Origin of the sequence: Priestia sp. 40 (assembly GCF_049368575.1) — a bacterium.
Taxonomy (GTDB): domain Bacteria; phylum Bacillota; class Bacilli; order Bacillales; family Bacillaceae_H; genus Priestia; species Priestia zanthoxyli.
In genome coordinates, this window is record NZ_JBMPZA010000011.1 from 1 (window position 1) to 25,310 (window position 25,310).

31 protein-coding genes and 1 riboswitch are annotated in these 25,310 nt (G+C 35.8%); of the genes, 21 read left to right on the plus strand and 10 right to left on the minus strand.

The annotated features are described in order from the left end of the window. Both ACO1DI_RS12540 and ACO1DI_RS12545 read left to right on the plus strand, forming a co-directional pair. Positions 1–1,037, plus strand: a 1,037-nt coding sequence (locus tag ACO1DI_RS12540) for an NAD(P)H-hydrate dehydratase (protein ID WP_423145340.1), incomplete at its 5' end; no start/stop codon positions are given. Between the two features lie 125 nt (positions 1,038–1,162). Beyond that, positions 1,163–1,429, plus strand: coding sequence for a hypothetical protein (locus ACO1DI_RS12545; RefSeq protein ID WP_205689777.1), 267 nt, complete (start codon positions 1,163–1,165; stop codon positions 1,427–1,429). Between the two features lie 40 nt (positions 1,430–1,469). Here ACO1DI_RS12545 and ACO1DI_RS12550 read toward each other — a convergent pair whose 3' ends face one another. From ACO1DI_RS12550 to ACO1DI_RS12560, 3 genes are all read right to left on the minus strand, one after another. Continuing rightward, entirely contained in the window at positions 1,470–2,360 is an 891-nt protein-coding gene (locus ACO1DI_RS12550) for a PhzF family phenazine biosynthesis isomerase (RefSeq protein WP_209369118.1), read from the minus strand. A 102-nt stretch (positions 2,361–2,462) separates the two neighbouring features. Continuing rightward, the gene (locus tag ACO1DI_RS12555) at positions 2,463–3,128 is read right to left on the minus strand and encodes a hypothetical protein (protein ID WP_243549222.1); all 666 of its coding nucleotides are present in this window, start codon (positions 3,126–3,128) and stop codon (positions 2,463–2,465) included. A gap of 164 nt (positions 3,129–3,292) precedes the next feature. Further along, complete coding sequence (locus ACO1DI_RS12560; RefSeq protein ID WP_013056888.1) at positions 3,293–4,066, minus strand: sulfite exporter TauE/SafE family protein; 774 nt, start codon at positions 4,064–4,066, stop codon at positions 3,293–3,295. Between the two features lie 122 nt (positions 4,067–4,188). On the opposite strand from ACO1DI_RS12560, the gene ACO1DI_RS12565 reads away from it, so the two are divergent. Then, the gene (locus tag ACO1DI_RS12565; protein ID WP_209369122.1) at positions 4,189–4,956 is read left to right on the plus strand and encodes a TrmB family transcriptional regulator; all 768 of its coding nucleotides are present in this window, start codon (positions 4,189–4,191) and stop codon (positions 4,954–4,956) included. A 28-nt stretch (positions 4,957–4,984) separates the two neighbouring features. Here ACO1DI_RS12565 and ACO1DI_RS12570 read toward each other — a convergent pair whose 3' ends face one another. Beyond that, complete coding sequence (locus ACO1DI_RS12570) at positions 4,985–5,611, minus strand: FMN-dependent NADH-azoreductase (protein ID WP_014460265.1); 627 nt, start codon at positions 5,609–5,611, stop codon at positions 4,985–4,987. A 198-nt stretch (positions 5,612–5,809) separates the two neighbouring features. Here ACO1DI_RS12570 and ACO1DI_RS12575 point away from each other — a divergent pair, with 198 nt between their 5' ends. After that, complete coding sequence (locus ACO1DI_RS12575) at positions 5,810–6,529, plus strand: SDR family NAD(P)-dependent oxidoreductase (RefSeq protein WP_108674663.1); 720 nt, start codon at positions 5,810–5,812, stop codon at positions 6,527–6,529. A gap of 87 nt (positions 6,530–6,616) precedes the next feature. Here the strand turns inward: ACO1DI_RS12575 and ACO1DI_RS12580 are convergent, their stop codons facing one another. Next, positions 6,617–6,751: a hypothetical protein gene (locus ACO1DI_RS12580; RefSeq protein WP_264158850.1), complete on the minus strand. Its 135-nt coding sequence runs from the start codon at positions 6,749–6,751 to the stop codon at positions 6,617–6,619. Between the two features lie 233 nt (positions 6,752–6,984). Between ACO1DI_RS12580 and ACO1DI_RS12585 the strand changes: the two genes are divergently transcribed. From ACO1DI_RS12585 to ACO1DI_RS12595, 3 genes are read left to right on the plus strand one after another with little or no spacing between them, the layout of a single operon-like run. After that, positions 6,985–7,548: a class I SAM-dependent methyltransferase gene (locus tag ACO1DI_RS12585; protein ID WP_108674664.1), complete on the plus strand. Its 564-nt coding sequence runs from the start codon at positions 6,985–6,987 to the stop codon at positions 7,546–7,548. An 11-nt stretch (positions 7,549–7,559) separates the two neighbouring features. Beyond that, the gene (locus ACO1DI_RS12590; RefSeq protein WP_014460260.1) at positions 7,560–8,240 is read left to right on the plus strand and encodes a response regulator transcription factor; all 681 of its coding nucleotides are present in this window, start codon (positions 7,560–7,562) and stop codon (positions 8,238–8,240) included. Then, complete coding sequence (locus ACO1DI_RS12595; RefSeq protein WP_423145341.1) at positions 8,237–9,313, plus strand: ATP-binding protein; 1,077 nt, start codon at positions 8,237–8,239, stop codon at positions 9,311–9,313. The genes ACO1DI_RS12590 and ACO1DI_RS12595 overlap by 4 nt, the downstream gene beginning before the upstream one ends. On the opposite strand, the gene ACO1DI_RS12600 is transcribed toward ACO1DI_RS12595, so the two are convergent. Next, positions 9,304–10,746 (minus strand): PLP-dependent aminotransferase family protein, encoded by a 1,443-nt coding sequence (locus ACO1DI_RS12600; RefSeq protein WP_423145342.1) that lies wholly within the window; start codon positions 10,744–10,746, stop codon positions 9,304–9,306. The two genes, ACO1DI_RS12595 and ACO1DI_RS12600, sit on opposite strands and share 10 nt — an antisense overlap. A 103-nt stretch (positions 10,747–10,849) precedes the next feature. On the opposite strand from ACO1DI_RS12600, the gene ACO1DI_RS12605 reads away from it, so the two are divergent. The 5 genes from ACO1DI_RS12605 (at position 10,850) to ACO1DI_RS12625 (ending at position 12,930) form a co-directional block, all read left to right on the plus strand. Beyond that, positions 10,850–11,461: a LysE/ArgO family amino acid transporter gene (locus ACO1DI_RS12605; protein WP_014460256.1), complete on the plus strand. Its 612-nt coding sequence runs from the start codon at positions 10,850–10,852 to the stop codon at positions 11,459–11,461. A gap of 66 nt (positions 11,462–11,527) precedes the next feature. Next, positions 11,528–11,956, plus strand: a complete 429-nt coding sequence (gene fosB / locus ACO1DI_RS12610; RefSeq protein ID WP_328575229.1) for a metallothiol transferase FosB — start codon at positions 11,528–11,530, stop codon at positions 11,954–11,956. A 115-nt stretch (positions 11,957–12,071) separates the two neighbouring features. Continuing rightward, positions 12,072–12,269 carry a hypothetical protein gene (locus ACO1DI_RS12615; protein ID WP_014460254.1) on the plus strand — a complete coding sequence of 66 codons (198 nt, stop codon included), beginning with the start codon at positions 12,072–12,074 and terminating at the stop codon, positions 12,267–12,269. A 341-nt stretch (positions 12,270–12,610) separates the two neighbouring features. Next, entirely contained in the window at positions 12,611–12,736 is a 126-nt protein-coding gene (locus tag ACO1DI_RS12620; RefSeq protein WP_014460253.1) for a hypothetical protein, read from the plus strand. Beyond that, positions 12,733–12,930, plus strand: coding sequence for a hypothetical protein (locus tag ACO1DI_RS12625; protein ID WP_014460252.1), 198 nt, complete (start codon positions 12,733–12,735; stop codon positions 12,928–12,930). The genes ACO1DI_RS12620 and ACO1DI_RS12625 overlap by 4 nt, the downstream gene beginning before the upstream one ends. A gap of 64 nt (positions 12,931–12,994) precedes the next feature. Here ACO1DI_RS12625 and ACO1DI_RS12630 read toward each other — a convergent pair whose 3' ends face one another. The 3 genes from ACO1DI_RS12630 to ACO1DI_RS12640 all read right to left on the minus strand — a co-directional run bounded on the left by ACO1DI_RS12630 (position 12,995) and on the right by ACO1DI_RS12640 (position 15,955). Next, positions 12,995–13,780 carry a nucleotidyltransferase domain-containing protein gene (locus ACO1DI_RS12630; RefSeq protein WP_014460251.1) on the minus strand — a complete coding sequence of 262 codons (786 nt, stop codon included), beginning with the start codon at positions 13,778–13,780 and terminating at the stop codon, positions 12,995–12,997. Between the two features lie 135 nt (positions 13,781–13,915). Then, positions 13,916–14,386: a DinB family protein gene (locus ACO1DI_RS12635; protein WP_209369129.1), complete on the minus strand. Its 471-nt coding sequence runs from the start codon at positions 14,384–14,386 to the stop codon at positions 13,916–13,918. Positions 14,387–14,401: 15 nt separating this feature from the next. Further along, on the minus strand, positions 14,402–15,955 hold the full coding sequence (locus ACO1DI_RS12640; RefSeq protein WP_209369131.1) for an alpha/beta hydrolase: 1,554 nt from the start codon (positions 15,953–15,955) through the stop codon (positions 14,402–14,404). Between the two features lie 226 nt (positions 15,956–16,181). On the opposite strand from ACO1DI_RS12640, the gene ACO1DI_RS12645 reads away from it, so the two are divergent. Together ACO1DI_RS12645 and ACO1DI_RS12650 are read left to right on the plus strand one after the other, a co-directional pair. Next, positions 16,182–16,325: an anti-repressor SinI family protein gene (locus tag ACO1DI_RS12645; protein ID WP_108674671.1), complete on the plus strand. Its 144-nt coding sequence runs from the start codon at positions 16,182–16,184 to the stop codon at positions 16,323–16,325. A 314-nt stretch (positions 16,326–16,639) separates the two neighbouring features. Further along, positions 16,640–16,972, plus strand: coding sequence for a helix-turn-helix domain-containing protein (locus ACO1DI_RS12650; protein WP_115653774.1), 333 nt, complete (start codon positions 16,640–16,642; stop codon positions 16,970–16,972). Positions 16,973–17,315: 343 nt separating this feature from the next. Here the strand turns inward: ACO1DI_RS12650 and ACO1DI_RS12655 are convergent, their stop codons facing one another. Then, entirely contained in the window at positions 17,316–17,462 is a 147-nt protein-coding gene (locus ACO1DI_RS12655) for an anti-repressor SinI family protein (protein ID WP_115653775.1), read from the minus strand. A 24-nt stretch (positions 17,463–17,486) separates the two neighbouring features. Then, a riboswitch (cyclic di-GMP riboswitch) is annotated at positions 17,487–17,585 on the minus strand. Between the two features lie 681 nt (positions 17,586–18,266). Here ACO1DI_RS12655 and ACO1DI_RS12660 point away from each other — a divergent pair. The 7 genes from ACO1DI_RS12660 (at position 18,267) to ACO1DI_RS12690 (ending at position 25,289) form a co-directional block, all read left to right on the plus strand. After that, complete coding sequence (locus tag ACO1DI_RS12660; RefSeq protein WP_048021112.1) at positions 18,267–18,995, plus strand: YveK family protein; 729 nt, start codon at positions 18,267–18,269, stop codon at positions 18,993–18,995. Then, on the plus strand, positions 18,982–19,641 hold the full coding sequence (locus ACO1DI_RS12665; protein ID WP_115653777.1) for a CpsD/CapB family tyrosine-protein kinase: 660 nt from the start codon (positions 18,982–18,984) through the stop codon (positions 19,639–19,641). The genes ACO1DI_RS12660 and ACO1DI_RS12665 overlap by 14 nt, the downstream gene beginning before the upstream one ends. Positions 19,642–19,921: 280 nt before the next feature. Further along, a complete protein-coding gene (locus ACO1DI_RS12670; RefSeq protein ID WP_168760704.1) occupies positions 19,922–20,071 on the plus strand; it encodes a hypothetical protein in 150 nt (49 codons plus the stop codon). Between the two features lie 31 nt (positions 20,072–20,102). Beyond that, the gene (locus ACO1DI_RS12675; protein ID WP_115653778.1) at positions 20,103–21,935 is read left to right on the plus strand and encodes a polysaccharide biosynthesis protein; all 1,833 of its coding nucleotides are present in this window, start codon (positions 20,103–20,105) and stop codon (positions 21,933–21,935) included. A gap of 39 nt (positions 21,936–21,974) precedes the next feature. Further along, positions 21,975–23,138, plus strand: a complete 1,164-nt coding sequence (locus tag ACO1DI_RS12680) for a glycosyltransferase family 4 protein (RefSeq protein ID WP_115653779.1) — start codon at positions 21,975–21,977, stop codon at positions 23,136–23,138. Next, positions 23,101–24,168 carry a glycosyltransferase gene (locus ACO1DI_RS12685; RefSeq protein WP_115653780.1) on the plus strand — a complete coding sequence of 356 codons (1,068 nt, stop codon included), beginning with the start codon at positions 23,101–23,103 and terminating at the stop codon, positions 24,166–24,168. Before ACO1DI_RS12680 ends, ACO1DI_RS12685 begins: the two co-directional genes overlap by 38 nt. 11 nt (positions 24,169–24,179) lie before the next feature. After that, complete coding sequence (locus ACO1DI_RS12690; protein ID WP_115653781.1) at positions 24,180–25,289, plus strand: glycosyltransferase family 1 protein; 1,110 nt, start codon at positions 24,180–24,182, stop codon at positions 25,287–25,289. Positions 25,290–25,310 lie beyond the last annotated feature (21 nt).

Here is a 25,310-nt window from a genome sequence, read left to right on the forward strand (position 1 = left end):
TTCTAAGTGGAGTAATGGAACAGAAGCAAGAGCTTACGGTACGTGCAGATGCTACGATTACGCTTCAGCAGCCGAAAGTCACGGCATTTACATACCCGAGCAAAGAAAGCTATGGTGAATTGATTGTAGTAGATATCGGTATCCCACCGCTAGCAATTGAAAAAAGTTCATCTTTTAAAGAAATATGGTCAACGCAGCATATTAAGAAATCTTTTCCTATTCGGAACGCTTCGTCCAATAAAGGTACACACGGAAAAGGAATCGTAATAGGAGGTTCACTCCAAACACCTGGAGCGCCGATGCTAACGTCAAAAGCAGCACTCACCAGCGGAGCAGGGCTTTTAACTCTTGGGCTTCCAAGTGATATTCATGCGATTGCAGCTGCTCACATGTTGGAAGTGATGTATAAACCATGTCCAAGCAAAGATGGCTTTTTTGCAGGCGAGATTCCTTTAGAAGAAGCGAAGTATGATGCGATTGCAGTCGGACCGGGGCTTGGGAGAACGAAAGAAACGAAGAAAGTAGTCGAACAAGTGCTTCAACAGCCGGTTTCCGTTGTGGTGGACGCCGATGGTCTTTTTCATCTTCCCCATTTAGAAAAAGAAGTAAAAGAAAGAGAACACGCAACGATTTTAACGCCTCATCCGGGGGAAATGGCAAGGCTCGTGGACACAACAATCGCCGAAGTAGAAGCAAATCGATTTTCAATATCTAGGCAATACGCAGTAGAAAATGGTGTGTACCTTGTATTAAAAGGTCCAAATACGATTGTTACAACACCTGACGGAAAACAATACGTAAATGTAACTGGAAACGCGGGACTTGCGAAAGGTGGAACGGGTGACACGTTAACAGGGATCATCCTCGCTTTTATCATGCAGCATGATTCTCTTCAAGAAGCAATCAGTAATGCGGTATATGTTCACGGAAAAGCGGCGGATGTGCTGCTCGATCAGGGGCATACAATGATAGATATGTTAGCAAGCGACGTTATTTCTGCACTTCCGGCAGTCTTCGAACAGCTGAGTGAGAAGTAATTTCTTCTAGATTATTAAAATTTGTTGACAAAATCCTTCAAAAAGTTGTCAAAACTCTGTGTAAATGATAACGTTATTTTACGTAAGATTTTACATAGAAAGAAAGTGATGTTGTGTACTACTCAATGAGACCAAGAGGCATTCATTTAGCCGTGCCTACACTTTTCTTCCTTATTACAGTCGTGTTATTTGCGATGATGCAGTTTGGTTTTTATTTGGATTCCAGCATTCTTCGTAAAATTTGGGTCATCATTATGGCTTTATTGCCCATTGCTGGACTAATCACGGCGATTAAAGGGAGAAGAGGAAGCGCAAAGCCGTGGTTAATTATAGGGAACGTGATTCTTATTTTAACCGTTACAATAATGAGCGTACAAGCTATTATTTATTAAACAAAAAAACGTGTTCGCCAAACAGGCGGACACGTTTTTATTAGGAAAGAGAAACGATTTGCTTTGTTACATAGGCAGCTTCTCCTCCGATTACCACACCATACGTATTCTCTTTTTTTGTAATTTCTACATGAACGAAGCCATCTCTATCTATTTCCTGTCCTTGCTCAATCACAAATTGCCAGCGGTCGTTATCTTGCTGATCCACATATCTCGCATAATAGGCGCCCATCACGCCTGATGCTGTTCCAGTTACAGCATCTTCTACCGTACCCGAAAATGGTGAAGAGAAATGTCTTCCGTGCATATGAGCTTCTGAGTGAATTGTTTCAAAACAAAAGGGATGAATAGATGCTTTTGGCATATCAGTTAAAATATGAGGGAAATCTTCTTGATTAGCCTTCATCTTTTTACAGGCATCTAAATTTTTTAAAGGTACAATAAGCGTCCAGTTTCCTGTACTTCCATATACAATAGGAAGTCTTTGATCAAGGTCATCAATATGAAGATTAAGAGCTTTTGCCAGCTTTTCTTTTGAACCTAAAAACGGATGAAACTGTGGAGAAGCTTGAGTCATGGTGATAACAGGTTGTCCGTTTCTACTCTGTACAGTCATAGGCAAAATTCCAGCATTTGTTTCTACTGTAAATGTAGTCTTTTGAAGTTTGTTTTTACTATGTAAAGCATAAAGAGAAGCGACAGTCGCATGGCCGCACAAATCTGCTTCTTGTCCAGGCGTAAAGTATCGAATTCGTAAATCAGCGCGAGAAGACTTCATGATAAAAGCCGTTTCGTTAAACTGTGCTTGATAAGCAATCTTCTGCATTTCTTCAGTCGAAAAATCATCTCCGTTAAACACAATTCCTGCAGGATTTCCTTTATTAGGGCGCGTGCTAAACGCGTCGTATTGATACACAATCGCTTCTTTCATAAAAATCTCCTCCATTTTTATATCATTATATGAAAGCTATAACCATCGTTATTTAGAATAAAAAAACAGCAGTTTTTACCTGCTGCTTTTCACTTTGCAGAACTATTCTTGCATCGCGGCATTTATTCCTTCTTTTCTAATTTCTAGCATATGAGTAGCTTTTTTATCAATACCTTTAGCTGTATCGGAAGAAATGACGCCCACGCTGCTTAAGTCATAGGCAAGACTTGTAACAAGCAGTTGCTCTCTTTGTGCTAGTGTGCCGTATGTAAGTGCAGCGGTTTTAGCTTGAATGCCACTCATATTTAATTCATCAGTAGAAGAAGCTGCTTCTTTTTTTGAAGCTATTACTTCTTGATAAAGAGAATCATATCCTCCAAACCCTACTTGGGCAATTAGAAAGTTATAAATGTCATCGACCGATTTTTTCGAAGGCTGAGAAAAAGCTCTTTGAAATTTATTGCGCGGTAAAAAGTTTAGTGCCGCCTGTCTTCCGTCTTCATAAATTTTTTCTTGTATTTCTTTAGTAGCTTTTTCATCGTTTTTTTTCTGTGCTGCATCTAGCTGTTTGCGATATTTTTGAATAATGACTCCGTCCTGCTGATTGTTTCCCTCTTTGAAAGTAGCTGCGGCTTGTGGAACATCCGACGTTGCTAGCGTCTCAGTAGCGTTCTCTGAAGAAGAAAAGAACGTATTTTTGACAAAAATAAGTGCAAAGATCAGCAAAATAAACCATAAAAACCTAAATTTCTTAAACAAAATGTTCACCTCTGTATAATGTTTCTAAATTATGTAAAACAACATCGACCAGTATACAACAATTTTAGTGTTTTTTTACACATTTACCCAAAAATAAGAAAATAGTAAGAGGTGGTTTTATTAATCTAATAGATATATAGGTTCATTGTTATGGTTCTAAAGAAACCATTGATCTATTTGTACTGATTCACATAATCAAATATGTTTTTGCTAATAAGGCTTAAAGTGACAAGAATAAAAAGCGTTCGAACGTACGTCACGCCTTTTGATAGAGCGACATTTGATCCAACAAAAGAACCCACGATCATCGCAAACCCCATAATTAATCCGTAAGAAAATACAACAGAATCAAAATATAAAAATACAAGCAAAGCACCTAAATTACTGCCGAAATTTAAAAATTTTGCGCTGCCTGCTGACTGCAGGAAATCAAACCCCATAAATAAAAAAGCAAATAAAATAAATGAACCTGTGCCTGCTCCTAAAAATCCATCGTAAAAGCCAATAATAAAAATAAGTGCAGTAAAGAAAATAAGTTTCTTAATAGACAGCGGCTTATATGTGGACGTGGTGCCCCAGTTTTTTTTGAAGATTGTATAAATAGCAACTAAAACAAGGAGAATCAAAATAACAGGTTTCAAAAAAGCAGAGGATAGAAAATGAACGGTGATTGAACCTCCTAAAGAACCAATAAATACAAAAGGAAACCATTTACCTACGACGCGAAAATCGACTTTTCCAGATTTGACAAATCGAATGGTACTCGTTAATACGCCCATCGTTCCAGCTAATTTATTTGTAGCTAAGGCAGCAGCGGGAGGCAGGCCTAAAAATAAAAGGGCAGGCGTTGAAATTAAACCGCCTCCGCCAACTACAGAGTCAATGAATGCAGCTAAAAAACCAAATAGTAAAAGCAAAAGAACAATCTGTAAACTTAATTCTTCCATAAAGCACCTTCCTCATGTCATAATATATAGTGACTACTTAAATAGTAACTATATAAAAAGCAGTTGTAAATATGTAAATGATGAAAATTTCAAATAACTTAAAAAACATGGAGGCTTCCTTTATGGAAAATATTATTGAGCAGCTGCAGTGGCTTGGATTTAATCAGTATGAATCAAAGGTATACGTGACGCTTGTCAAAAAAGGATCTTCCACTGCTTATAGCATTAGTAAACATTCAGGTGTGCCAAGAGCGCGTGTATACGATATTTTACAAACACTAGAGGAAAAAGGCATGGTGTTAAAAGAAGAGAGTAATGATGGCACTCAGTACACGTCGTTGCCCGTCGATGCTTTTTTGCATTCACTGCAGAAAAAATGGAACGAAACGTATGAAGACGTTAGCGAAACGCTTAAACGTCTTGAAGCTGCAGAGTCTATAGAAGAAAGCCGGGTTATGACGATGAAAGGAGAAACTGCCATTCTTGCTTTTTGTGAGTCGATATTGTTAAAAGCAAAAAATAAAATTGTCATCTCGCTTTGGCCCGATATTTATAATGAGTTGAAGCCTCTTTTATTACAGCTAAGGGAGAGCGTAACACTAAAAGGAATTGTGTTTGAACAAGATGAAGCGATGGAGGAATTTGACCGGCACCGTCATACAAGCTATACCGAAAACATTGGGAATCAAAACTGGTTTATTATATCTGTTGACAGCAGTGAAATGATTTATGGTCATAAAGAAATGGCTTACTATACAAATAACGCAGTCAACATTAATTTACTTGAAAACTATATTTGGCATGATATTCTCGTTAACAGGCTTGTAGAAAAAAGTGATCAGGAAATGGACAGGTGGATTGAAAAGGAAAGAGAAAGCTTTTTTGCGTAGAAAAACCCGCTTTACGCGGGTTTTTGTATTAAAAAGTTTGTGCAAGTTTTTTTGCTTCTGCTATTCCTTTTTCTTTAATTTCTTGGGCTTTGTCTGGCATTGCGTTATGCCCTTCGACAAAAATGCCGTCTAATGAAGGGACTCCAAAGAAATTCATCATAATTCCAATATAACGATGTCCCATTTCCATCTCAGCTGCAGGACCTTCAGAATAAATGCCTCCGCGTGCTTGAATATGAAGCGCTTTTTTATCCGTTAATAGCCCAACGGGACCTTCTGCCGTGTATTTAAATGACTTACCCGCTACGGCTACAGAGTCTAAATAAGCTTTCATAACCGGTGGAAATGAAAAGTTCCACATTGGCGTTACAAAAACATATTTGTCCGCTCCTACAAACTGTTCGCTCAGTTCTGCAAGGCGATTGACCTTTTCTTGTTCGTGAGAAGAGAGTTCCGAGCCAGACTGCAGTTTGCCCCATCCGCTAAATACATCTGCATCAATATGAGGGATATTTTCTTTATAAAGGTCAATATGTACAACTTCGTCACTTGCATTGTGCTCTTTGTAAGCATCGATAAACGCTTTTCCAGTTGCCATACTGAATGATTGAGACTCATCGTGAGGATGAGCTGTAATATAAAGTACTTTTGCCATGTCTTATCATCTCTTTCTTATTTGGAATAATGTACTGTCTTATCGTTATCACTCGTATAAAAAACTATACGTTCTTTGTCAGGTAAGCTAAAAAAGAGCGCAAGAAAGGGATGTTCATATAGAAAATAATGGTATAATAAATGTTTGAATATTTACATAAAAAGTATGTATAACAGAAAGTAGACAAGAGGTGTCGAGATGAAAGAAAAATGGATAATCGTCACGGGTGCAGGTTCTGGAATTGGCAAAGAAATTGTAAAAGAATGTGTGTCGAAGTGCTATTCAGTTATTGCTTGTGATATTAATGAAGGAGCTTTGAAACAGCTAGCTGAAGATACGAAAGGTCATATTGAAACGTATGTAATAGATGTTAAAGAAGGGAAGGACGTAAAAAACCTTTTTTATCAAATAAAAGATAAAAATTTATATGGATTAGTAAATAATGCAGGCGTGTATTTAGGAAAAAATTTATTGGATTATGAAGAAAGCGAAATAGATTTTGTGATGGACATTAATATTAAAGGATGTATTTATTTTTCCAAATATTTTGGCGAATTACTAATGGAAAAGGAAACAGAAGGAGCGATTATTAATATATCGTCCGTATCGGGAATGGAAGGAAGCTCCGATGCTATATATGGAATGTCTAAAGCAGCGATATTAGGATTAACCAAGAGCTGTGCAATGAATTTTTCTCCTTATATCCGGGTGAATGCCGTAGCACCTACAATGGTAAATACCAATATGATGAAAAATATTCCAGAGTGGCGCAAAAATGAATACATCGCTCATCAGCTGGTTCCAAGCTTTGTTACGCCTCAAGACGTGGCAGATACGGTTCTTTTTTTGCTGAGTCCTCAAGCAAAACATTATACAGGAGCTACCTTTGATTTAAATAGCGGATGTTATTTGCGCTGAATACTCTTTCAAAAGAGATTGAGACATAACTGCCTCAATTCAATTTAAAGGCGAAAAAGTGGCATTAATAATCTAGTATGACGCTTGTTACACCGCAGTTGATTTCCGTGCAAGACTGCGCTTTCCGCGGGCGGCCGATGAGCCTCCTCGTCGCTTGCGCTCCTGCGGGGTCTCATCTGTTCCGCTTTTCCCGCAGGAGACTCCGTCTTGCCCTCCAATCACCGGCTAGAAGCTGGTACATACCTGAAACCTACGTTCACCATAACCATAAAAAATCCGAACGAACTTGATTCTCAATAAAGAATCTCAATTCATCGTTCGGATCTTTCTTCAACTAAAATACGTTTGTCACATCCTCCTTTTTATTTTCTTAAGAATTCTTAAGAAATTTACTTAACGTTTCTTTAGTTTTTTTTTCTATTCTAGAAAGAAAGAGTAGAAAGAAGGAATAGAAAATGAACTTAGCTTTTATGTATCAATATTTTCACCAGCCGCGAACGGTAGGAGCACTTTTGCCAAGCTCTACGCACTTAGCGAAAAAAATGGTAAAAGGGATTGATTTTGAACATGCAGCCTGTATAGTAGAGTACGGGCCAGGAACCGGAGTTTTCACCCGTGAATTAATAAGAAGACGAAGCGCTCAGACAACTTTGCTTCTTATCGAATACAATCGGCATTTTTACGAAAAAGTAAAGGAACAAGTAAGAGATGAAAAAAATGTGTATGTGATACACGGATCCGCTGAACATGTTCAAAAGTACTTGATACAGTATGATATTCCAAAAGTGGATTACGTACTATCAGGTCTTCCTTTTGCTTCTTTAACGTCTGAAGTGTCGGACTGTATCTTGCAAAACACGCGCAGCGTATTAGCCGATGAAGGGAAATTTATTACGTTTCAGTATACGAATTTAAAAAAACAGCTGATCCGCTCGTTTTTCCCGCACATTAAAGTTGAAAAAGAGTGGAGAAACGTTCCTCCCGCATACATTTTTACATGCGAAAAGAATGAGATATAAGGAGTTTGTAAATGAAAGACAGAATTTTAATTATAGATGACGATGAGCAAATTCGTAATTTAATTGCTATTTACTTAGAAAATGAAGGATTTGAAGCGCTGAAAGTTTCTAATGCTGTATCTGGCTTAGCGCTTTTAGAGGAACAAGAAGTAGATTTAATTATATTAGATATTATGATGCCGCAGATGAATGGAATCGACGCTGCTTTTAAAATACGTGAAGAAAAAAATATGCCTATTATTATGCTTTCGGCTAAGTCAGAAGATATGGACAAAATTTCTGGTCTAACAGCAGGAGCAGATGATTACTTAACAAAACCATTTAACCCACTCGAACTCATCGCACGAGTGAAATCACAAATTAGACGCTATAAAAAATACAATGAACGCGCTGAGCGTGACGTTATTCAAATTGGCGATTTGGAAATTAACCGCAGTACTCGCCTTGTCTTTGTGCGCGGTCAAGAGATTCGTTTAACACCAAAAGAGTTTGATATTTTAGAGCTGCTTGCACGCCATAAGGGAACGGTAATGAGTATGGGGAAAATATATGAAGCCGTGTGGCAAGAAGACGCGTTTAAATCCGATAATACTGTAATGGTCCATATCACAAAAATCCGTGAAAAAATTGAGGATGATCCGAAAAAGCCTATTTATATTAAAACCATATGGGGCGTAGGATACAGGATATGAGAAAATTAAGTGTAAAGCTTCTTTTCGCTGTGATTATAAGCTTTTTGGTCACCAATTTAACTTTTATTTTAATTGCTAGGCTTGTTTTAAGCAGGTATATACAAGAAGAGAAAATGAATGTTTCTGCATATAACCTATTGGCGTTTGGGCTTATTTCTATGGCGGTTGTGGTCTTTATTTTTGTTTTTTTAGTACTTATTCGTTCCCATATTCGTTACCTGAAAGAAATTTCCGAACAGGTTCAAAAAATATCAAATGGAGATTTAGGCGCAACCATCCATGTGCGAGGAAAAGATGAACTGGCTGAGCTAAGTCAAAATATTAACAAAATGTCTGCACAGCTTCGTACAAAGTTTGATCGGGAACGAGAAATCGAACAAGCAAAAAATGAGCTAATATCCAGCGTGTCTCACGATTTGCGTACGCCCTTAACGTCCATTGTGGGATACCTCGATTTAATCAAAAAAAGAGAAAATATGGACGATGAAACATTAGATAGCTATTTATATATTGTTGATTCAAAAGCAAATTATTTAACGGATTTAATAGACGAGTTGTTTGACTATACAAAATTAACGAGTCCGGATTTTCAGCTTCAGCGAAATGAGGTTGATATGAAACGTTTGCTTCAGCAGGTAATAGGAGAGCACGAGCCGATGTTAAAAAGAGAGGGCATTGACGTTCAGACTAACTTTGCTTGTGAATGGCATGCATTTATTGATGTAGAAAAAATGGTAAGAGTCTTTCAAAACTTGCTCGAAAATGCCAAGAAGTACAGCAAAAAGCCTTCCGTATTAGAGGTGAATCAGGAAATTGATGAGGATTCGTTGGTAATTTCCTTTAGGAACAGCATTAACATCAGTGAAAAAATTGAGGTAGAAAAGTTATTTGATCGATTTTATCGAGGTGATGAATCAAGAACGGACGCGAATGGTTCAGGTTTAGGACTGGCTATTGCAAAACAAATCATTCAGCTGCATCAAGGGGAGATACGAGCAGAGCGTCAGCATAATAAGCTCACTTTTTTGATAAAGCTGCCGCTAACACAAGAAAGCCTTAAGAATCACTTGTAGAGATTCTTAAGGCTTTTTGCTACTATTTTGATGCCATATTCAAATTCTGCAAGCGTTGCATAAGAAAAGGATATTCTGATATGCTGTGACGTTTCATGGTCATACAATGCGCCTGGATTTAAAAGAACTCCTTCGTGGAGACAGTGCTTAAATAATTTCCGCATCGAAATAGGCTTATGCAGCGTAAGCCAAAAATAAAAACCCCCGTTCGGAGTATTCCACGTAGCAAGACTTTTTAAATGCTTCTCTAAAATAGCCTGTGTTTGCTGAGATTTTTCTTTTAATTTATAGCGTACGCTGGCAACGTGCTTGTCATAAATTCCGGTTTTTAGAGCTTCAGCAGCTGCCCATTGAGATAAGGAACTGGCTCCGTAGTCAACTTGCATTTTAAGGTCGGCCAATCGCTCAATTACATGTTCAGGCCCTACAATCCATCCAATTCGAAATCCTGGACTGAATGTTTTAGAGAGCGTTCCTAAATAAAGAACCATTCCGTTTTTATCTCGAGCTTTTAATGAAAGCGGAGGGGGTGAATGAAACCAAAGCTCTCCGTAAGCATCATCTTCAATAATAGGCAAATGCATCATTTCACACCGATGAAGTAGCTCTTGACGCCTTTGTTCGCTCATCGTCACATTGGTCGGGTTATGAAAGTTGGGTATCGTATATAAGACTGCGCCTTTTTCTTTTTCATGCTGGTCTTTTAATGAAGATAATTGAATTCCTTCTTTATCTAATGAAACGCCCGTTATTTTCATTTGTGCGGACTGAAACAAGGGCAGAGAATAAAGATAAGATGGCTTTTCAGCTAAAATATTGGCACCTGGAGGCAGCAGGCCGATTGAAATTAATTGAAGCGCTTGAAGTGAACCAGATACAATTAAAATAGATGAAGGAGACGTTTCAATGCCTCGTTTTTTTACATGCTTCGCTAATTCTTGTCGCAGTTCACCGTTACCTTTTGGGTGCTCGTACCCCAAGTGTACGCTTCTATGTTTCATTCCGCTAAACAGCTCGGAAAGCTGATCAGAAGGGAGCAGGTCAGGTGCTAACTCTCCAGTTCCTAAACGAATAATGCCCCTTTGAAATTCAGCTTCATTAATATGGCGAATAGTTGGAGAATTTGGTTGGTATATTCCTGCTTCTACATATGAATTCCAGTTCATCTGAGAGGCTGATGCTAGTAAGCTCCACGTATTGTTAATGACCTTAGTGCCACCGCCTTTGTTTCCACTGAGAAGTCCTTCCGCAATTAAGTTTTCGGTTGCCGTCACCACCGTGCTTCTATTTACAGAAAAGGCAGCAGCCAAATGGCGCTGCGAAGGAATTTTAGTTCCAATAGGCCATTCTCCATTTGTGATTTTTTCTGTCATATACTCTTGGATTTGTTTGTGCATTGGCTTTTTATCAGCCGGATTTGGAGTCCAATTCATGTGAGACCACCTTTTTGTAATTTGGTTGGTATTATAAATCAAAACTTGGATGGAGACAACAGGGGATGTCAATTGTAAGATGAAAGAGAAAGGAGAGAGTAACATGTTTACAGTGGTTATACACGCTTTGTTGTTAGCATTCGGTTTGATTTTACCTTTAGGAGTACAAAATGTGTTTGTTTTTAACCAAGGAGCAAATCAACGAACGATCAAACAGGCGCTTCCCGTAGTGGTGACGGCTTCTGTTTGTGATACGATTTTAATTCTAGTCGCAGTGGTGGGAGTTTCAGCAGTAGTTGCTGCTTTTTCGTTTTTTCAAACGCTTATTTTTGGAATAGGTCTTCTTTTTTTAGCGTATATGGGCTTTGTGACCTGGAAGAGCGAACCTTCAAAAACGTCATTAAAAGAAGGAATGACGGTAAAAGCGCAAATTTTATTTGCTGCTTCTGTATCTCTGCTAAACCCTCACGCGCTGATGGATATTATGGGCGTAATCGGAACAAATTCTCTACTATACAGCGGAAAAGAAAAATGGATTTTTACGCTCGTTACGATATGCGTTTCATGGATATGGTTTTTATCCTTAGCTTTTGCCGGAAAAGCGGTAGGGAAAATGGATTCAAATGGGAAAATAATGATTTGGGTCAATAAGGTTTCTGCATGTATGATTTGGGGAGTAGCTCTTTACATGGCAAAAAGTATGTTTTTTCAGTAAAATAGACGCTAAAAGAAAAGTTATATAATAGAAAGAAGTACTTTTTTCTAGAAATGGAGGGTAAAGATGATTCAAGGAATTAATCATATGTGCTTTTCTGTGTCAAATTTAGAACGGTCCATTACATTTTATCAAAAAGTGCTAGGAGCGGAACTTTTAGTAAAAGGAAAGTCCACCGCTTACTTTAGTCTAAATGGATTGTGGCTGGCGTTAAACGAAGAAAAAAATATTCCTAGATCAGAAATTCAGTATTCGTATACTCATTTAGCATTTTCTATTTCCATTAAAAGCTTTGACGAGGCAAAAGAGCTGTTAAAACAGCATAATGTAAATATCTTACCTGGAAGAAATCGTGACGAGAGAGACAAAAAATCTATTTATTTTACGGATCCAGATGGGCATAAATTTGAACTTCATACCGGTACGCTCCAAGACCGTTTAGCGTATTACCAAGAAGAAAAGCCTCATATGACATTTTATTCGCCAAAAGAGTAGTACTAAAATAGTTATATAAGGTTACAGTTTTATTACATTCGCATTCCTCGCTCAGTTATCATTAAATAAACGATGCTGTTGTGATATAATGGAAAAAAAGTGAGGAGGAGGAAGAATGTATACCGCAAAACAGGTGAAGTTTGGTTCGCATATTGTGATAGGCGTACTTTTCGGCATCCTAGCTGCAATGTTAATCGGCACTTTTTATCAAAATGTATCAGGTGTATTACCGTACGGTATGATTAGCGGACTTGCAGTAGGATTCTTAGCAGATACATATTATACAATTAAAACAAAAATAAAGGTTATCTAATATAGTGTAGTACTATTCTCAGGAGAAATAAAAGATTCCTCTTGAAAATAGTACTATTTTTATGAAGAAAATGGTTAATTTCCACTTTAGAAAAACAAGTCAGTTTACTACAAAAATTGCAAATTTATTATTTTGAATCAGAACTAGTAGGATGAAACATAAAAAATTATAATCAGATTTGTTGAAAATTAACTTAAAAATTATTAATGTAATTTTCTGAAACTTTTCTTCGTACTAAAACGTATAGTAAGTATAGGGAATGTTAATTTAAATTCCTTTTTGCGGAAAAACGTTTAATATGAAGTCGAATTATCTGTTAGTTCTGTTTTGTTTAAAAGAATGTGGAGGGGATAGTTATTAAAAAAATTGCGATTTTACTTGTTGGAGGGCTTTTATCCTGCGGAGGATATATGCTGTATTACGCAACGCTAGGTGAACTAAAGAAGAAAAAGGGGGTATTAAGATGACAATGTGGTTGTGGGCAGGCGGATGTATAGTGTTTTTGTTAGCAATGGGTTACATTGCAGATCGTGTAGCAATAAGGAGAAACATTGAATTTAGTCCAGAGGATGGAATTAAAAATGCTACAGATGCAGAACAAATATATGTGGAGAACTATTTGAATGAAACAAAAAATACGAATAATAATATACCGCTTTAATAGATATAAATAAAAGGCTTATCCGCTGCTAATTGCATTAGGGATAAGCCTTTTTGTTTTATACTTAGTTCCAAACTTCGTCTAAAGTATCTCTAAACAATTGATCTAATTCATATGTAGGGTCATCTAATTCTACAGATAAAGTTCGGACGTATTTGTCTAAACGGTGAATTTCTAAGTTTAAAAATTCATTAATAACATTAATGCGTGGTTCTAAATCTAACTCATCACCACTAATTTTCCGCTTTAACAGCTTGCTAACTTCTTTTTTTAATTCTCCTTCTGGTAACAGTTTCTCTAAGAGAATAGGGAATTCTAGCGGAGGAAATTCGTTATATTGTTCAATCCACTTAGCAGCTAACACAGGTCTTAAAACGTAAAAATATTTTTTGATTTTTACTTCATCACCTTGCAAATACTCTCTAAAGTTATTTCTAGCCATATTTAAATAGTGGTATATACAAGAAGTAGGAGTAAAGATGTTAGAATGTAGTTCTTTCATTTTATCAAATGTTGAATACGCCTTGTAATATACAATGTTTGATTGCATCCATTCTAGTAAAGGTGGGTTTGATTTTCTAAAAAGTTTTAATGTCTTGGTTAAGTCCCAGCCGCTAACATCTAACAGGTCATTAATAGGTAGCTCTATTACATCTCGCTTTTTACCTACACCGATTGGATCAATGCTTAAATACTTATTTTTCTTATGAATATAAATAAATCTAACATCATAATCACTATCTTTAGATGGAAAGTCCCATGCTCTACTTCCAGATTCACAAGCGTATAATATCTTCACGTCGTAATCTTCTTCAATTTTCTTTAAAGCTGCAACAATTGTTTCTTTCATAAGCCAACCTCATTTTCTTTTAATGCTTTCTATATACAAATTATATTTCATAATGGATGGAAAATGGTAAATAACTAAAAGAAGCTTCCTTTAGGCCTCTAAAAAGCTAAGGAAATATTGAAAGTGAAAATTATATCACTCAAAAAGCACGACATCCAATTGGTTTCTGCGGTAACAGGTTAGAAGCGTATACAGTTCTGCACGGTGATGATATAAATGAGACTGAATTTCAAGCAGCCATTCAAAGTGCGTATACGTACATCCCCAATAGGACGTTTGCAGTGAAAAAAGCTTTCGTTCGTCAAAAGAAGAGTAGGCCGCTTTTAGCTGATTGAAGCCATCTATTAAAGCTGTTTTGAGTTCAAGCTTTGTATAAGCTGGATGCTGCAGATAAAAGTCGTTCATTTTATCTGCAGAGTAGCCTGAGGAAATAGAATAGTCTGCACTACAAATGAGACATAAATGCTGCAGCAGCTCTTGAATAGACCGCTTGTGAGGGAGGGGACGATAAGCAAGCTCTTCTTCTGTAACCTCATCAATGATCGCGGTGAGAGACTGGACGTTGACGTGTATTTGATTAAACACCATCTCACAGTACGAATTCATGTATTCACATCCTTTTTATTCAACTAAATACTGCATTTTTTGATTCAGCCAGTACTCTGATTTTTCATTGTTATCGAGCTTGATATAGCAATCGATAATTTCATCATAAATGAATTCTTTTTCTTCTACTAAATCAATAAATTTAACGAGTAAAAATACGGCTTTCGAAACTTTTCCATTCTCACAAAGCCATTCTTTCATCCAGATTAATAGATCAAGAAGAATAATCTCTATTTTCACTCGGATATCAAGGAACCAGTCGTCATAAATCGTTGTTAAATAATGAGGAACTAATTGATGCAGGCGCTGTTCAGCCTCCTTGAATTTCAGAGACGGGTCAGACTGTTCGGTTATCCACTGAAGGTCAGTTAGTAAATCTAATCCATCGCTTGACACATCGGCATTTAAAGAAATGAGCTGCCTGTTAACAAGTAAAACCGGCTCTGAATTTTCTGCGTTCAATAATTTTTTTAAATGAGACAAGTAGACGCGTAAATTCTTTTTGGCGTTGCTTAAAGGCATTTCGGGCCACAGCGCTTCGCATAGCTGTTCCCTGCTGATAGAATGATGAAAAATAAGATATAGTAAAATTTCTTGAGCAAAGCGCTTATTCCAGCCTTCTGTAATAAGCTGACCATTTACATAGACGGAAAAAGAGTATAAGAAATCTACTTTAAGAGAGGGTGTGTGGGCATGGAATTCTTTTTGTATGTCTATAGCCGTATCACTTTCCCAGTTCTTAAGTATTTTCATAGGATCATTCTTTAAAGAAGGCAGCTGAGATGTATTACTTTTAATAAAATCTATGACAATTTCTCTGAATAAAGCTGTTTTTTCTTTTATTAGAAATAAAGAGTGTGCGTTAGGTATGGTCATATGACTGTAGTTTTTTAAAAACATCGTTTTTGAAATCAGATACTGAGATGAAAACAGCAAATCATGTTGGCCAGATAAAGTGAGTACAGGAAGTGAAATGCTGCTTAGCTCTTGAAATAGACTGGCTGTAATAGAAAGTTTAACGAAGCGGAAATATACATTGGGATCCATTTGTTTAAGTCTTTCAATAACCTCTTGTATGTTTGTATATTCCAGACTTTCCAGTTTGCCTAATTCAAGGATTTTATTTACCGGTATTTGATTTTTGCTTTCTTCTTTGTAACATCTCTTAATCTTTTGAATGGTGCTATCTGAATAAAAAGGAAGAGACAGTAGTATCAGTCCTTCAATAAGAAATTCATAGCGGGCGGTAAATTTAACAGCGATTTGTCCTCCAAATCCCACTCCAACTAAGTAACACTTCTTTATATGTAACGTATGTAATAAGAGAAAAAGATCTTCAATATGAGCCTCAAACGATAATTCTCCTGTAGCAGAGGCGCTCTTTCCTGTCTCTCTCAAATCGTAATGAATAACACGGTAATGTTGGGTTAATTCCGCAGTAATAGAATCAAAAAGCGTATGATCAGTGACACAAGAATGAACCATAACAACGGTTTCTGTCTTGTCAGTGAACACGGGCGAATGAATTTCATAGTAAATTTTTTCTGTCGCCGTATGCAGAAAAGGCATAAAAGCAATCCTCCTAGTGTCTAACTGTAGCGTTTGTGTAACGGTAAAATCATTATGATAGGAATAGACAAAAATTTCAAAAAAATTGGTGCTTTTAGTAATAAAAAATGTCTAATACTCTTGCAATGTCCATTATACTGTAAAAAAACAGGGAAAAATAGGTATTTTTTATTTGATCATTTTTTTAGAAAGCGTTATCAAATTTAAAATGAAGGGGACTGGAATGATGAGCGCAAATGATAAAAGTACTGTTGATTTGGAATGGGTTCATTTAATGCTAGAAGCGCAAAATCAAGGGGTTAGCATACAAGAAGTTAAAGAATTTATCTCTAATCCAAACCAATTCAATAAGAAAGAATATAATAAATAAGAACCTTTTGTGAAGTAAAGAAGAATCTGATACAGGGAAGATAGCTTAACTAAATTCCTTTTTTATCATTTTAGCACAGGAAGTGAATAATCATTTTTTATAAAACTTATAACGCGTAAAAAAATCACCATATAATTACAATCGATTGAACGGCTTGGCTGTACAAAACATGACATCTTATTTTGAATACATAATAAGGTTATTTCAATCCATATAAGCAGTTTTTCATAGCCCAGCGATTTTAATTTGTTATAGGATTTAGTATAGAACTGTGGTACAATTATCCTTATAAGCATTTATTAAGGGTGATAAATATGACAATTGGTCAACGTATCCGGGAACTTCGAAAGAAACAAGGAATATCATTAACTGAGCTTGCTAACCGTGCTGGAGTAGCTAAGTCTTATATTTCCTCTGTCGAAAGAGATATTCAGTTAAACCCCTCTATTCAATTTCTAAATAAGATTGCAGCTTCTTTACATGTCAGTGTAGATAAGTTAATTCATGATTCTTCCGAGAGTGATAGCTCAATCTCTATAGATAATGAATGGTTAGATTTAGCAAAAGAAGCGGCTGAATCTGGTATAAGCAAAGAGCAATTCAAACAGTTTCTTGAATTCCAAAAGTGGCAGCGTTCAAATCAATGAATTCAAGAGCATTTGGTTTAAAGGGCAGTAGAAACTGATTAATTGTAGCTGCCCCTAAAGGTCTTAAATGTTCTTGATTGTTACTAAAAAAGTTATTGTCAAGTAAAATTAAAATAATTCCTTCGCTTAGTTCAACGTTTTAAGAGGCAGCGGCTTTTAAAATCATCTTTTTCCCTTCCTATTCTAACTGTATGTTACAAATTTTTCCTTTTATTTTGATGGCAGTAAACAACCCTTAAAGTATAGCGTCTACAAACAAATTCACTCTTTTAATAGTTCTCAGCTCAAAAAAAAGAATCTAATCCCTATGTGAATTGAATCCCTTGTGTCCTCTTTTTTCCTTTTAGCGAGGTTTATTATAAGCGATAAATCTTCTTACTTCTTCAATACAGATCCCCATTTTATAAGCAGTATCCATAAGCTCAACCCATTCTTTATCTAGCTTCTCTACCTTTTTATTTTCTTCCACAACGTTAGTACGATTCAGCATTATTCTACCTCCAGCTTTTCTCTATCAGGTAACCCGGCTATCATAGTCTTTTATATTTTTTGCCATGACTTTAGACCCGCAGCTTTGCGTCTTGCTCTTTCAAACAGTTTGCTCTTTTCTGAATCATTTGTATTACGAACATTTTACTGCAAGAAAATACCTGAATGTGTCATAATTTGTCGGTTTTATAATAATTAGAATAAAATGTGGTTAAGTTTTACAACTAAGGATGAAATATAATTTATTAGAGTGGACACTTAGGCAATATTTTAAAGGATGGATGGTAGCTGTATAAACTTCACTTCTTTATTGTATTTATAGAAAAGTATTTAAAGAGCTATAAAATATTAAAAGAAAGAGACTTTCTAAATCAAACATCTGAAATGCATAACTACCTACTATAAAGCTATTCATATTTATAATTAATACTTCTAGTCACTTATCTGAACTCGGAACTTATAAAGAAGGTGAGATAAGTGATAATTCAACTTCTTTAACGGTATTACTTTATGAGTTTACTTAGTTATTAACTCAATAGAATTTGTTCTTTATAAAAAACAATAAAGATTTATATTTTATATCAGAAATTCAAAAGGACTATGGGTACATATTTAGACTTTGTAGTTTAAATTAATATTGACTTGTTCTTTATAAAGAATTAAAATGAGGTAGAAGCTAATAACTAGATTTTGGAGCGCATACGAAAATAAGGAGTTAAGTAAAAGTGGTTTTTTGTTCGTTATAAAGAATTTTAGTTTTTGATATCAAGAACATTAAAAAATAATTGAAGCAAAGGTGGTTCTAATGAGTACACTGCAAGAAAAGAATTTTCTCCACCAACAAAAGGGTAAAGACATTAATTTAAAAGAATACTATGAAGTCATTAAAAAACGTATTTGGCTTATCATTATCGTTACTATCTTTACTACACTGGCTGGCTTTTTTTATAGTCATCAGAATAATACTACAGTATATTATCAAGCTTCGACCAGAGTGGTTGTAGATGTAGATACCCAGAAAATGAGTACGCTTCTAGTAATGGTTAAAGATCCGATAGTGATGGGAAAGGTAACAAAACAGTTGAATTTAGAGCAGCCTGCAGAAGCCACAGCAGGTCAAGTCCAGGCGGCGAGCCTTGATGGATCACAAATCATTAGTCTTTCTGCAACAAGTACGGATCCCACAACTGCTGTTAAAATCGCCAATTCAACAGCTGAAGTATTTAAAGAAGAAGTAGGGAATATTCTAGGTATTAAAGGAGTCCAATTATTATCTCCAGCAAAGAACTCTTCTCCTATTGATGGAAATCAAAATCGTACCATTATGCTTGCTTTGATTGCAGGTATTATAATAGGACTCGGGCTTACTTTTTTGCTAGATTCTTTAGATGGAAGAGTAAAAAAAGACAGTGAAGTGGAACAATTATTAGGTGTACCGGTAATAGGAACAATTTCGAGCATGAATAAACAAAAATTAAAATTATCTGCTAAAACAGACGTAGAATTAAGGAGTGAGACCATTGGCAGTAAGTAAAAAATCTAAAGTGAAAACAATGAAAACACCAATCCTTTTTACCCACTCTCATCCTAATTCTATTATTTCAGATCAATTTCGTGCAATTAGAGCAAACGTTCATTTTTTAACAAAGGAAAAAACGTGCAAGCTTTTTCTTATTACTTCTCCTGAAACGGGAGAAGGAAAATCAACTACGGCAGCTAATCTCGCTGTTTCCATGGCTCAAAAAAAAGAGAAAATCCTATTAATTGATGCGAATTTAAGAGATCCAGCAATTCAAGATATTTTCGATATATCAAACAATGGGGGATTAATAGATATACTAGAATCTGAAGAACCTTTCGAAGAAGTTGTACATCAAACAAGAATAGAGAATTTAGATATATTAACGTGCGGCTCTTTTTCAACACATTTTGGGGAGTTATTGGGCAATAAAAAGATGAAAAATTTGCTGGCTAAATTGTCTGCTTGCTATAATGTTGTACTAATTGATTCTCCTTCTGTATTAATGTCTCCTGAAACAAGTTTATTATCAACGTACTGTGACGGAGTAATATTAATCTTGAAGCGAGGCAACACTAAGGTGGAGAAAATAAAGGAAGCGAAAAAAGTTCTAGATATTGCCGGAGCTAAAATAGTAGGCGCAGTTATGAACGAAAAATAAAAATATTTTTTTATACCTTAGTTCTTAATAAAGAACATTATTGTTCTTTAAGAAGGTGTTTAACAAAATAGTTTGGCGATGCCTACTTGCCGTTATCAATGCAGGCACTCGATCATGCTGTGGGTTGAAAGAAACCTTAGACGCAAGTCGTCAAAAGTGTGGTGTGAGGCTGGGTTAAATGCCCATTTCAATTTTTATAAAGCTTTTATGTATACGATTTTATAAAAAACGTATACATAAGGGCTTTATCATTTTTATAGTGAAGGAGATGTAAGGTGCAATGGGGAGTTTTGATAATCATCCAAAATCTATGAAAAAACTTGTTAGGTACATTAAAAAAGATGCATTTAAAGAGCAGCTGATTGAAATTAAAAAATTGTTGAATAGTACGATTCAAAAAAGGATAAAGGCTCTTGAATTAGACAACTAACAAATTATCAACTAAAGAAAGGAGAACGTGTATGACTTATCGCCAAAGGTTGTCTTTATTTATTGTAGTTGATTCTTGTATTGTGATGTTAGCTATTTTTATGAGCCGCTTTCTTGTAGATGCAAGTATTTACGTAATTACTTTTCCTGTTGTTGTAAGTTCACTTACGTTTTTGTTGAGTCATCATTTTTTCTCGATTAGGTTTAAACTTTATAAAAAATCTTGGGAATATGCAAGTATTGGAGAACTAGTCATCATTTTTAAAGTTGTCTCTTATTCTATTCTCTGTGCTGCCATCATTCAGCAACTGGTTTTTAAAGAAACATTTTTTAGACTGTTAGCCGTGACATGGCTGCTGCATATGTTATTAATGGGGGGATCACGATTCGTGTGGAGAATGTATCGGGATTCTATTATAAACAAATCAAGCAATAAACAAAGGACGTTAATCATTGGCGCTGGATCTGCAGGTACTATGGTAGCGAGGCAGCTTTTAAAGAAAAACGGAAGCAATCTTCTTCCTATTGGTTTTATCGATGACAACATAAAAAAGCATCACCTTGATATCTTAGGTCTTCCTGTCCTAGGTGGAGCAGAGAAAATAGAAGAAACTGTTGAAAAATTCGCCATTGAAAATATTATTATTTCCATTCCTTCCCTTAGTAAAAAGGAATTAAATATCATCTTTCAGGAATGTGCTAAGACAAAAGCGAGAACTCAAACCTTGCCTATGCTTGAGCATCTTGTTACAGGGAAAATTTCAGTAAATCAGTTTCGAGATGTGCAAGTAGAAGACCTTTTGGGAAGAGACCCTGTGGAAATGGATGTTGAAAGTATCTCCGGTTATGTTACGAATAAAGTAATTTTAGTGACGGGAGCTGGCGGATCAATTGGCTCTGAAATTTCCAGACAAATCTCAAAATTCAGTCCTAAAAAGCTTATTTTACTTGGTCACGGTGAAAACAGCATTTATTCCATTGAAATGGAACTGAAAAATATGTTTAAAGAGACAAACATTGAATTTACAACAGAGATTGCCGATTTACAAGATGCTAAGAGAATGATGTCGGTAATGAATATACATAGTCCAGACGTTGTATATCACGCTGCAGCTCATAAGCACGTACCGCTAATGGAGCGTAATCCAGAAGAAGCTGTTAAAAATAATATAATTGGAACCATGAATGTTGCAAAGGCAGCGAGCTGGCATGGTGTAGGAACTTTTGTCATGATTTCTAGTGATAAAGCAGTGAATCCCACAAGTGTGATGGGAGCAACGAAAAGACTGGCAGAAATGATTATTCAAGGAATGGATGCACATAGTGCTACAAAATTTGTTGCAGTTCGATTTGGTAATGTGTTGGGAAGTCGAGGAAGTGTCATTCCGTTATTTAAAAAACAAATTGAAAAAGGAGGACCAGTAACCGTAACTCACCCGGATATGGTTCGCTACTTTATGACAATTCCAGAGGCATCAAGACTTGTTATTCAAGCTGGAGCGTTGGCTGGTGAAGGAGAAATTTTTGTTTTAGATATGGGAGAACCGGTAAAAATAGTAGATCTTGCTAAAAATTTAATAAAGCTATCTGGAAATTCCATCGACGAAATTGGTTTAAAATTTACCGGTATGAGGCCAGGTGAAAAGCTTTTTGAAGAATTGTTGAAAGAAGATGAAATTCATGAACAGCAAGTATATCCAAAAATCTATATTGGAAAAACAGCAAAACTATATGTAGAAGAAATTAATGAGATCATTGCAACATATGAGACGATGGATAAAGAATCTTTAAGGGAAACATTATTAAATTTGGCAAATAATAATCTAACTTCAGCTTCTAAACAAATTGTCTCTGTTTCAAGTTAAAGAAAAGAAGTTGAAACGTTATGCAGATAGGTGATATGAGTGAATAAAAAAGTACTGTTTTGTGCAACTGTAGATTTTCATTTTAAAGCGTTTCATCTGCCTTACATGGAATGGTTTAAGGAACAAGGATGGGAGGTTCATGTAGCAGCAAGCGGGAATATGGAGCTTCCTTATGTTGATAAAAAACATAAACTTTCCATTCAAAGATCACCCTTGCACCAAGACAACTTGAAAGCTTACAAAGAATTAAAAACGGTGATTAATCATAATAAATACAACCTTATTCATTGTCATACTCCAATGGGGGGAACGCTGGCGCGTTTAGCAGCACGTCAAGCAAGAAAAAAAGGAACGGCCGTTATTTACACTGCTCATGGTTTTCACTTTTGCAAAGGTGCATCTTTTGTGAATTGGCTGTTGTATTATCCGATAGAAAAGATACTTGCCCGTTATACAGACTGCTTAATTACAATCAATCAAGAAGATTACCAATTGGCAACTAAGCGTTTTAAAACGAAACATATTGAGCATGTGCACGGAGTAGGAATTGACACACACAAATTTAAGCCCGTAAATGAAAAAGAAAAAATTCAGCTTAAAAAGTCATTTGGGTATCAGGCAAATGACTTTTTACTATTTTACGCAGCAGAGTTTAATAAAAATAAAAACCAGCAGCTTCTTATTCAGTCGCTAGCACTTATAAAAGATAAAATTCCGCAGGCAAAACTTCTTTTAGCAGGTAAAGGACCGTTGCTGGAAAAATGCCGAGAACTAGCAGCAGACTTAGAAATTTCTCATATGGTGGACTTTTTAGGTTATCGAAACGACCTTCATCAAATCGTTCCAATGTGTGACGTGGCAGTGGCATCAAGCTTTCGTGAAGGGCTGCCTGTGAATATTATGGAAGCTATGGCTTGTGGTTTACCTGTAGTGGCATGTTCAAACAGAGGACATATAGAGCTCATACAAGATGGTGAAAATGGATATATAGTACCAGCAAATGAATATCAAACTTTTTCTTTTAGACTGTTAGAAATATACCAATCAAAAGAAATTTATAGAAAAATGTCAATAGAAGGTAAGAGAAGAGCACAGAATTTTTCTTTAACCGAAGTGAAAAAAGAATTAAACAATATTTATTTGAGATATGCGGCGGAGGAAATAAATGAATCCAAGGGTAAGTATAATTGTACCTGTATATAATATGGAAAATTATTTAAGCAGATGTTTAGATAGTTTATTAATACAAAGTCTTAAAGAAATTGAAATTATCGCAGTTAATGATGGTTCGACAGATTCCACTCTCTCAATTCTTAATGAGTATACCAAGAAGGACTATCGTATTAAAATAATTAATACGAATAATATGGGGGTATCATCTGCTAGGAACGAGGGAATAAAAGCTGCTACCGGAGATTTTATAGGATTTGTAGATCCAGATGATTGGGTAGAGCCCAAGATGTACGAAACCATGTACAATACAGCAATTAAAGATAAAGTAGATATTGTAATGTGCACATATACTCGTGAATTTGGTACTCATTCAAAGGAAAAAATATTTAACTTGCCCAATAAAGTTACCTATGAGAATGAAGAAGTTAAATTGAATGTGATGAGGAGATTAGTAGGGCCTTTAAATCAAGAAGTCGCAAATCCAGAATTGTTGGATGCATGGGGGACTGTGTGGTCGAAGCTATATCGTGCAGATATTATTAAGCAAAATAACCTTACATTTGTTGACCTTAAGCAGATCGGCACAAACGAAGATACATTGTTTAATATTCAAGTAGTGTATTACGCCAATTCCTTCGTTTTTTTAAACAACCCCTTTTATCATTATTGGCGAGCAAACAATTCTTCTGTAACAACAGGTTTTAAGCCGAATTTACTGGAGCAGTGGTTTAATCTCTATAAAATAATTGAGATGTTTTTAAAAAGTAAAAATATGAAAGAGGAGTATTATTTTGCTTTAAATAATCGAATTTGCTTAAATACACTAGGCCTTGGTTTGAATACAATCAGCAAAAGTAACGAGTTATCCGGTTTGTTAAAAATAAAGTATATAAAATCCTTCTTAAACGACTATCGAATAAAACGCTCATTTAGTCAATTTCAACTGTCGCACTTTCCAATCATTTGGAAGGTGTTTTATTACTGCGCAAAAATGCGTATTTCAATAGGTTTTTATATATTATTAGTTTCAATAGAGACCCTTAGGAAGGCTGTTAGATAGGAGTGAAGATTTTGAAACCAATTCGGATCCTGCAAGTAGTGACCATCATGAACCGTGGTGGACTTGAAACGATGTTAATGAACTATTACCGGGAAATGGATCGAAGTAAAATACAGTTTGATTTTATGGTCCATCGTATGGAAGAAGGACATTATGATGAGGAGATTAAAAAACTTGGAGGAAATATTTTTCGAATGCCCCCAATAAGACCTGGTAACTACCGCAAATACTTTAAGCACTTAAATGAGTTCTTTATAAATCATAACGAGTATAAAGTAGTACATTCACATATTAATGAAAACAGTAGCTTTGTATTAAGAGCAGCAAAAACAGTCGGAGTTCCTTGCAGAATTGCACATAGCCATTTAAGCGATTTAGGATTTGATTTTAAGTTGCCTTTTCGTTTATACGCTAGGTATTCAATGAAAAATTATCCTAATAGTTATTTTGCTTGTTCAGTAAAGGCAGGTCAATGGTTATTTAATAATAGGTCTACCAGTACTAAGGAAGTGATTGTCCTAAATAATGCTGTGAATACTAAAGAGTTTAGATATAACGAAAATATGCGAAATGACATTAGAAATGAGCTTGGCATTGATAAAAGTCAACTTGTTATCGGACATGTTGGCAGGTTTAATAAGCAAAAAAACCATGAGTACTTAATTGATATATTCCATGCTGTTTACAAACAAAGACCTAATTCGATATTAACACTAGTTGGAGACGGAGACTTACGCCAGGGTATTGAAAGGCAAGTTAAGAGTTTAGGTCTCTCAGCTAATGTTAAATTTTTAGGCGTTCGAAATGATATTTCAAACTTAATGCAAGCAATGGATTTATTTTTGTTTCCTTCTTTATTTGAAGGACTTCCGGTTGTATTGGTTGAAGCACAAGCGGCAGGTTTACAGTGCATTGTTTCAGACACAATTACGGTCGAATCAAACATAACAGGAAATGTAGAATATATAAGTTTAGGAGAGCCCACTGAAACTTGGGCGGATAAAATTCTGTCCGCATCGTATGAACATAAGGACACTTCAAGAATACTGAATGAGCAAGGGTATGATACTAAAACAATGTCTAAGTGGCTGATGGAATATTATAGAGAACATGCGCTGTGAGTGTACGAAGAAATTAGGAGG

Bases quoted from the DNA above. Each gene is read 5' to 3' on its own strand.
- ACO1DI_RS12545 (WP_205689777.1), top strand. From the start codon at position 1,163: ATGAGACCAAGAGGCATTCATTTAGCCGTGCCTACACTTTTCTTCCTT.
- ACO1DI_RS12550 (WP_209369118.1), bottom strand. From the start codon at position 2,360: ATGAAAGAAGCGATTGTGTATCAATACGACGCGTTTAGCACGCGCCCT.
- ACO1DI_RS12560 (WP_013056888.1), bottom strand. From the start codon at position 4,066: ATGGAAGAATTAAGTTTACAGATTGTTCTTTTGCTTTTACTATTTGGT.
- ACO1DI_RS12565 (WP_209369122.1), top strand. From the start codon at position 4,189: ATGGAAAATATTATTGAGCAGCTGCAGTGGCTTGGATTTAATCAGTAT.
- ACO1DI_RS12570 (WP_014460265.1), bottom strand. From the start codon at position 5,611: ATGGCAAAAGTACTTTATATTACAGCTCATCCTCACGATGAGTCTCAA.
- ACO1DI_RS12575 (WP_108674663.1), top strand. From the start codon at position 5,810: ATGAAAGAAAAATGGATAATCGTCACGGGTGCAGGTTCTGGAATTGGC.
- ACO1DI_RS12585 (WP_108674664.1), top strand. From the start codon at position 6,985: ATGAACTTAGCTTTTATGTATCAATATTTTCACCAGCCGCGAACGGTA.
- ACO1DI_RS12590 (WP_014460260.1), top strand. From the start codon at position 7,560: ATGAAAGACAGAATTTTAATTATAGATGACGATGAGCAAATTCGTAAT.
- ACO1DI_RS12595 (WP_423145341.1), top strand. From the start codon at position 8,237: ATGAGAAAATTAAGTGTAAAGCTTCTTTTCGCTGTGATTATAAGCTTT.
- ACO1DI_RS12600 (WP_423145342.1), bottom strand. From the start codon at position 10,746: ATGAATTGGACTCCAAATCCGGCTGATAAAAAGCCAATGCACAAACAA.
- ACO1DI_RS12605 (WP_014460256.1), top strand. From the start codon at position 10,850: ATGTTTACAGTGGTTATACACGCTTTGTTGTTAGCATTCGGTTTGATT.
- fosB (WP_328575229.1), top strand. From the start codon at position 11,528: ATGATTCAAGGAATTAATCATATGTGCTTTTCTGTGTCAAATTTAGAA.
- ACO1DI_RS12615 (WP_014460254.1), top strand. From the start codon at position 12,072: ATGTATACCGCAAAACAGGTGAAGTTTGGTTCGCATATTGTGATAGGC.
- ACO1DI_RS12625 (WP_014460252.1), top strand. From the start codon at position 12,733: ATGACAATGTGGTTGTGGGCAGGCGGATGTATAGTGTTTTTGTTAGCA.
- ACO1DI_RS12630 (WP_014460251.1), bottom strand. From the start codon at position 13,780: ATGAAAGAAACAATTGTTGCAGCTTTAAAGAAAATTGAAGAAGATTAC.
- ACO1DI_RS12635 (WP_209369129.1), bottom strand. From the start codon at position 14,386: ATGAATTCGTACTGTGAGATGGTGTTTAATCAAATACACGTCAACGTC.
- ACO1DI_RS12640 (WP_209369131.1), bottom strand. From the start codon at position 15,955: ATGCCTTTTCTGCATACGGCGACAGAAAAAATTTACTATGAAATTCAT.
- ACO1DI_RS12645 (WP_108674671.1), top strand. From the start codon at position 16,182: ATGAGCGCAAATGATAAAAGTACTGTTGATTTGGAATGGGTTCATTTA.
- ACO1DI_RS12650 (WP_115653774.1), top strand. From the start codon at position 16,640: ATGACAATTGGTCAACGTATCCGGGAACTTCGAAAGAAACAAGGAATA.
- ACO1DI_RS12655 (WP_115653775.1), bottom strand. From the start codon at position 17,462: ATGCTGAATCGTACTAACGTTGTGGAAGAAAATAAAAAGGTAGAGAAG.
- ACO1DI_RS12660 (WP_048021112.1), top strand. From the start codon at position 18,267: ATGAGTACACTGCAAGAAAAGAATTTTCTCCACCAACAAAAGGGTAAA.
- ACO1DI_RS12670 (WP_168760704.1), top strand. From the start codon at position 19,922: ATGGGGAGTTTTGATAATCATCCAAAATCTATGAAAAAACTTGTTAGG.
- ACO1DI_RS12675 (WP_115653778.1), top strand. From the start codon at position 20,103: ATGACTTATCGCCAAAGGTTGTCTTTATTTATTGTAGTTGATTCTTGT.
- ACO1DI_RS12685 (WP_115653780.1), top strand. From the start codon at position 23,101: ATGAATCCAAGGGTAAGTATAATTGTACCTGTATATAATATGGAAAAT.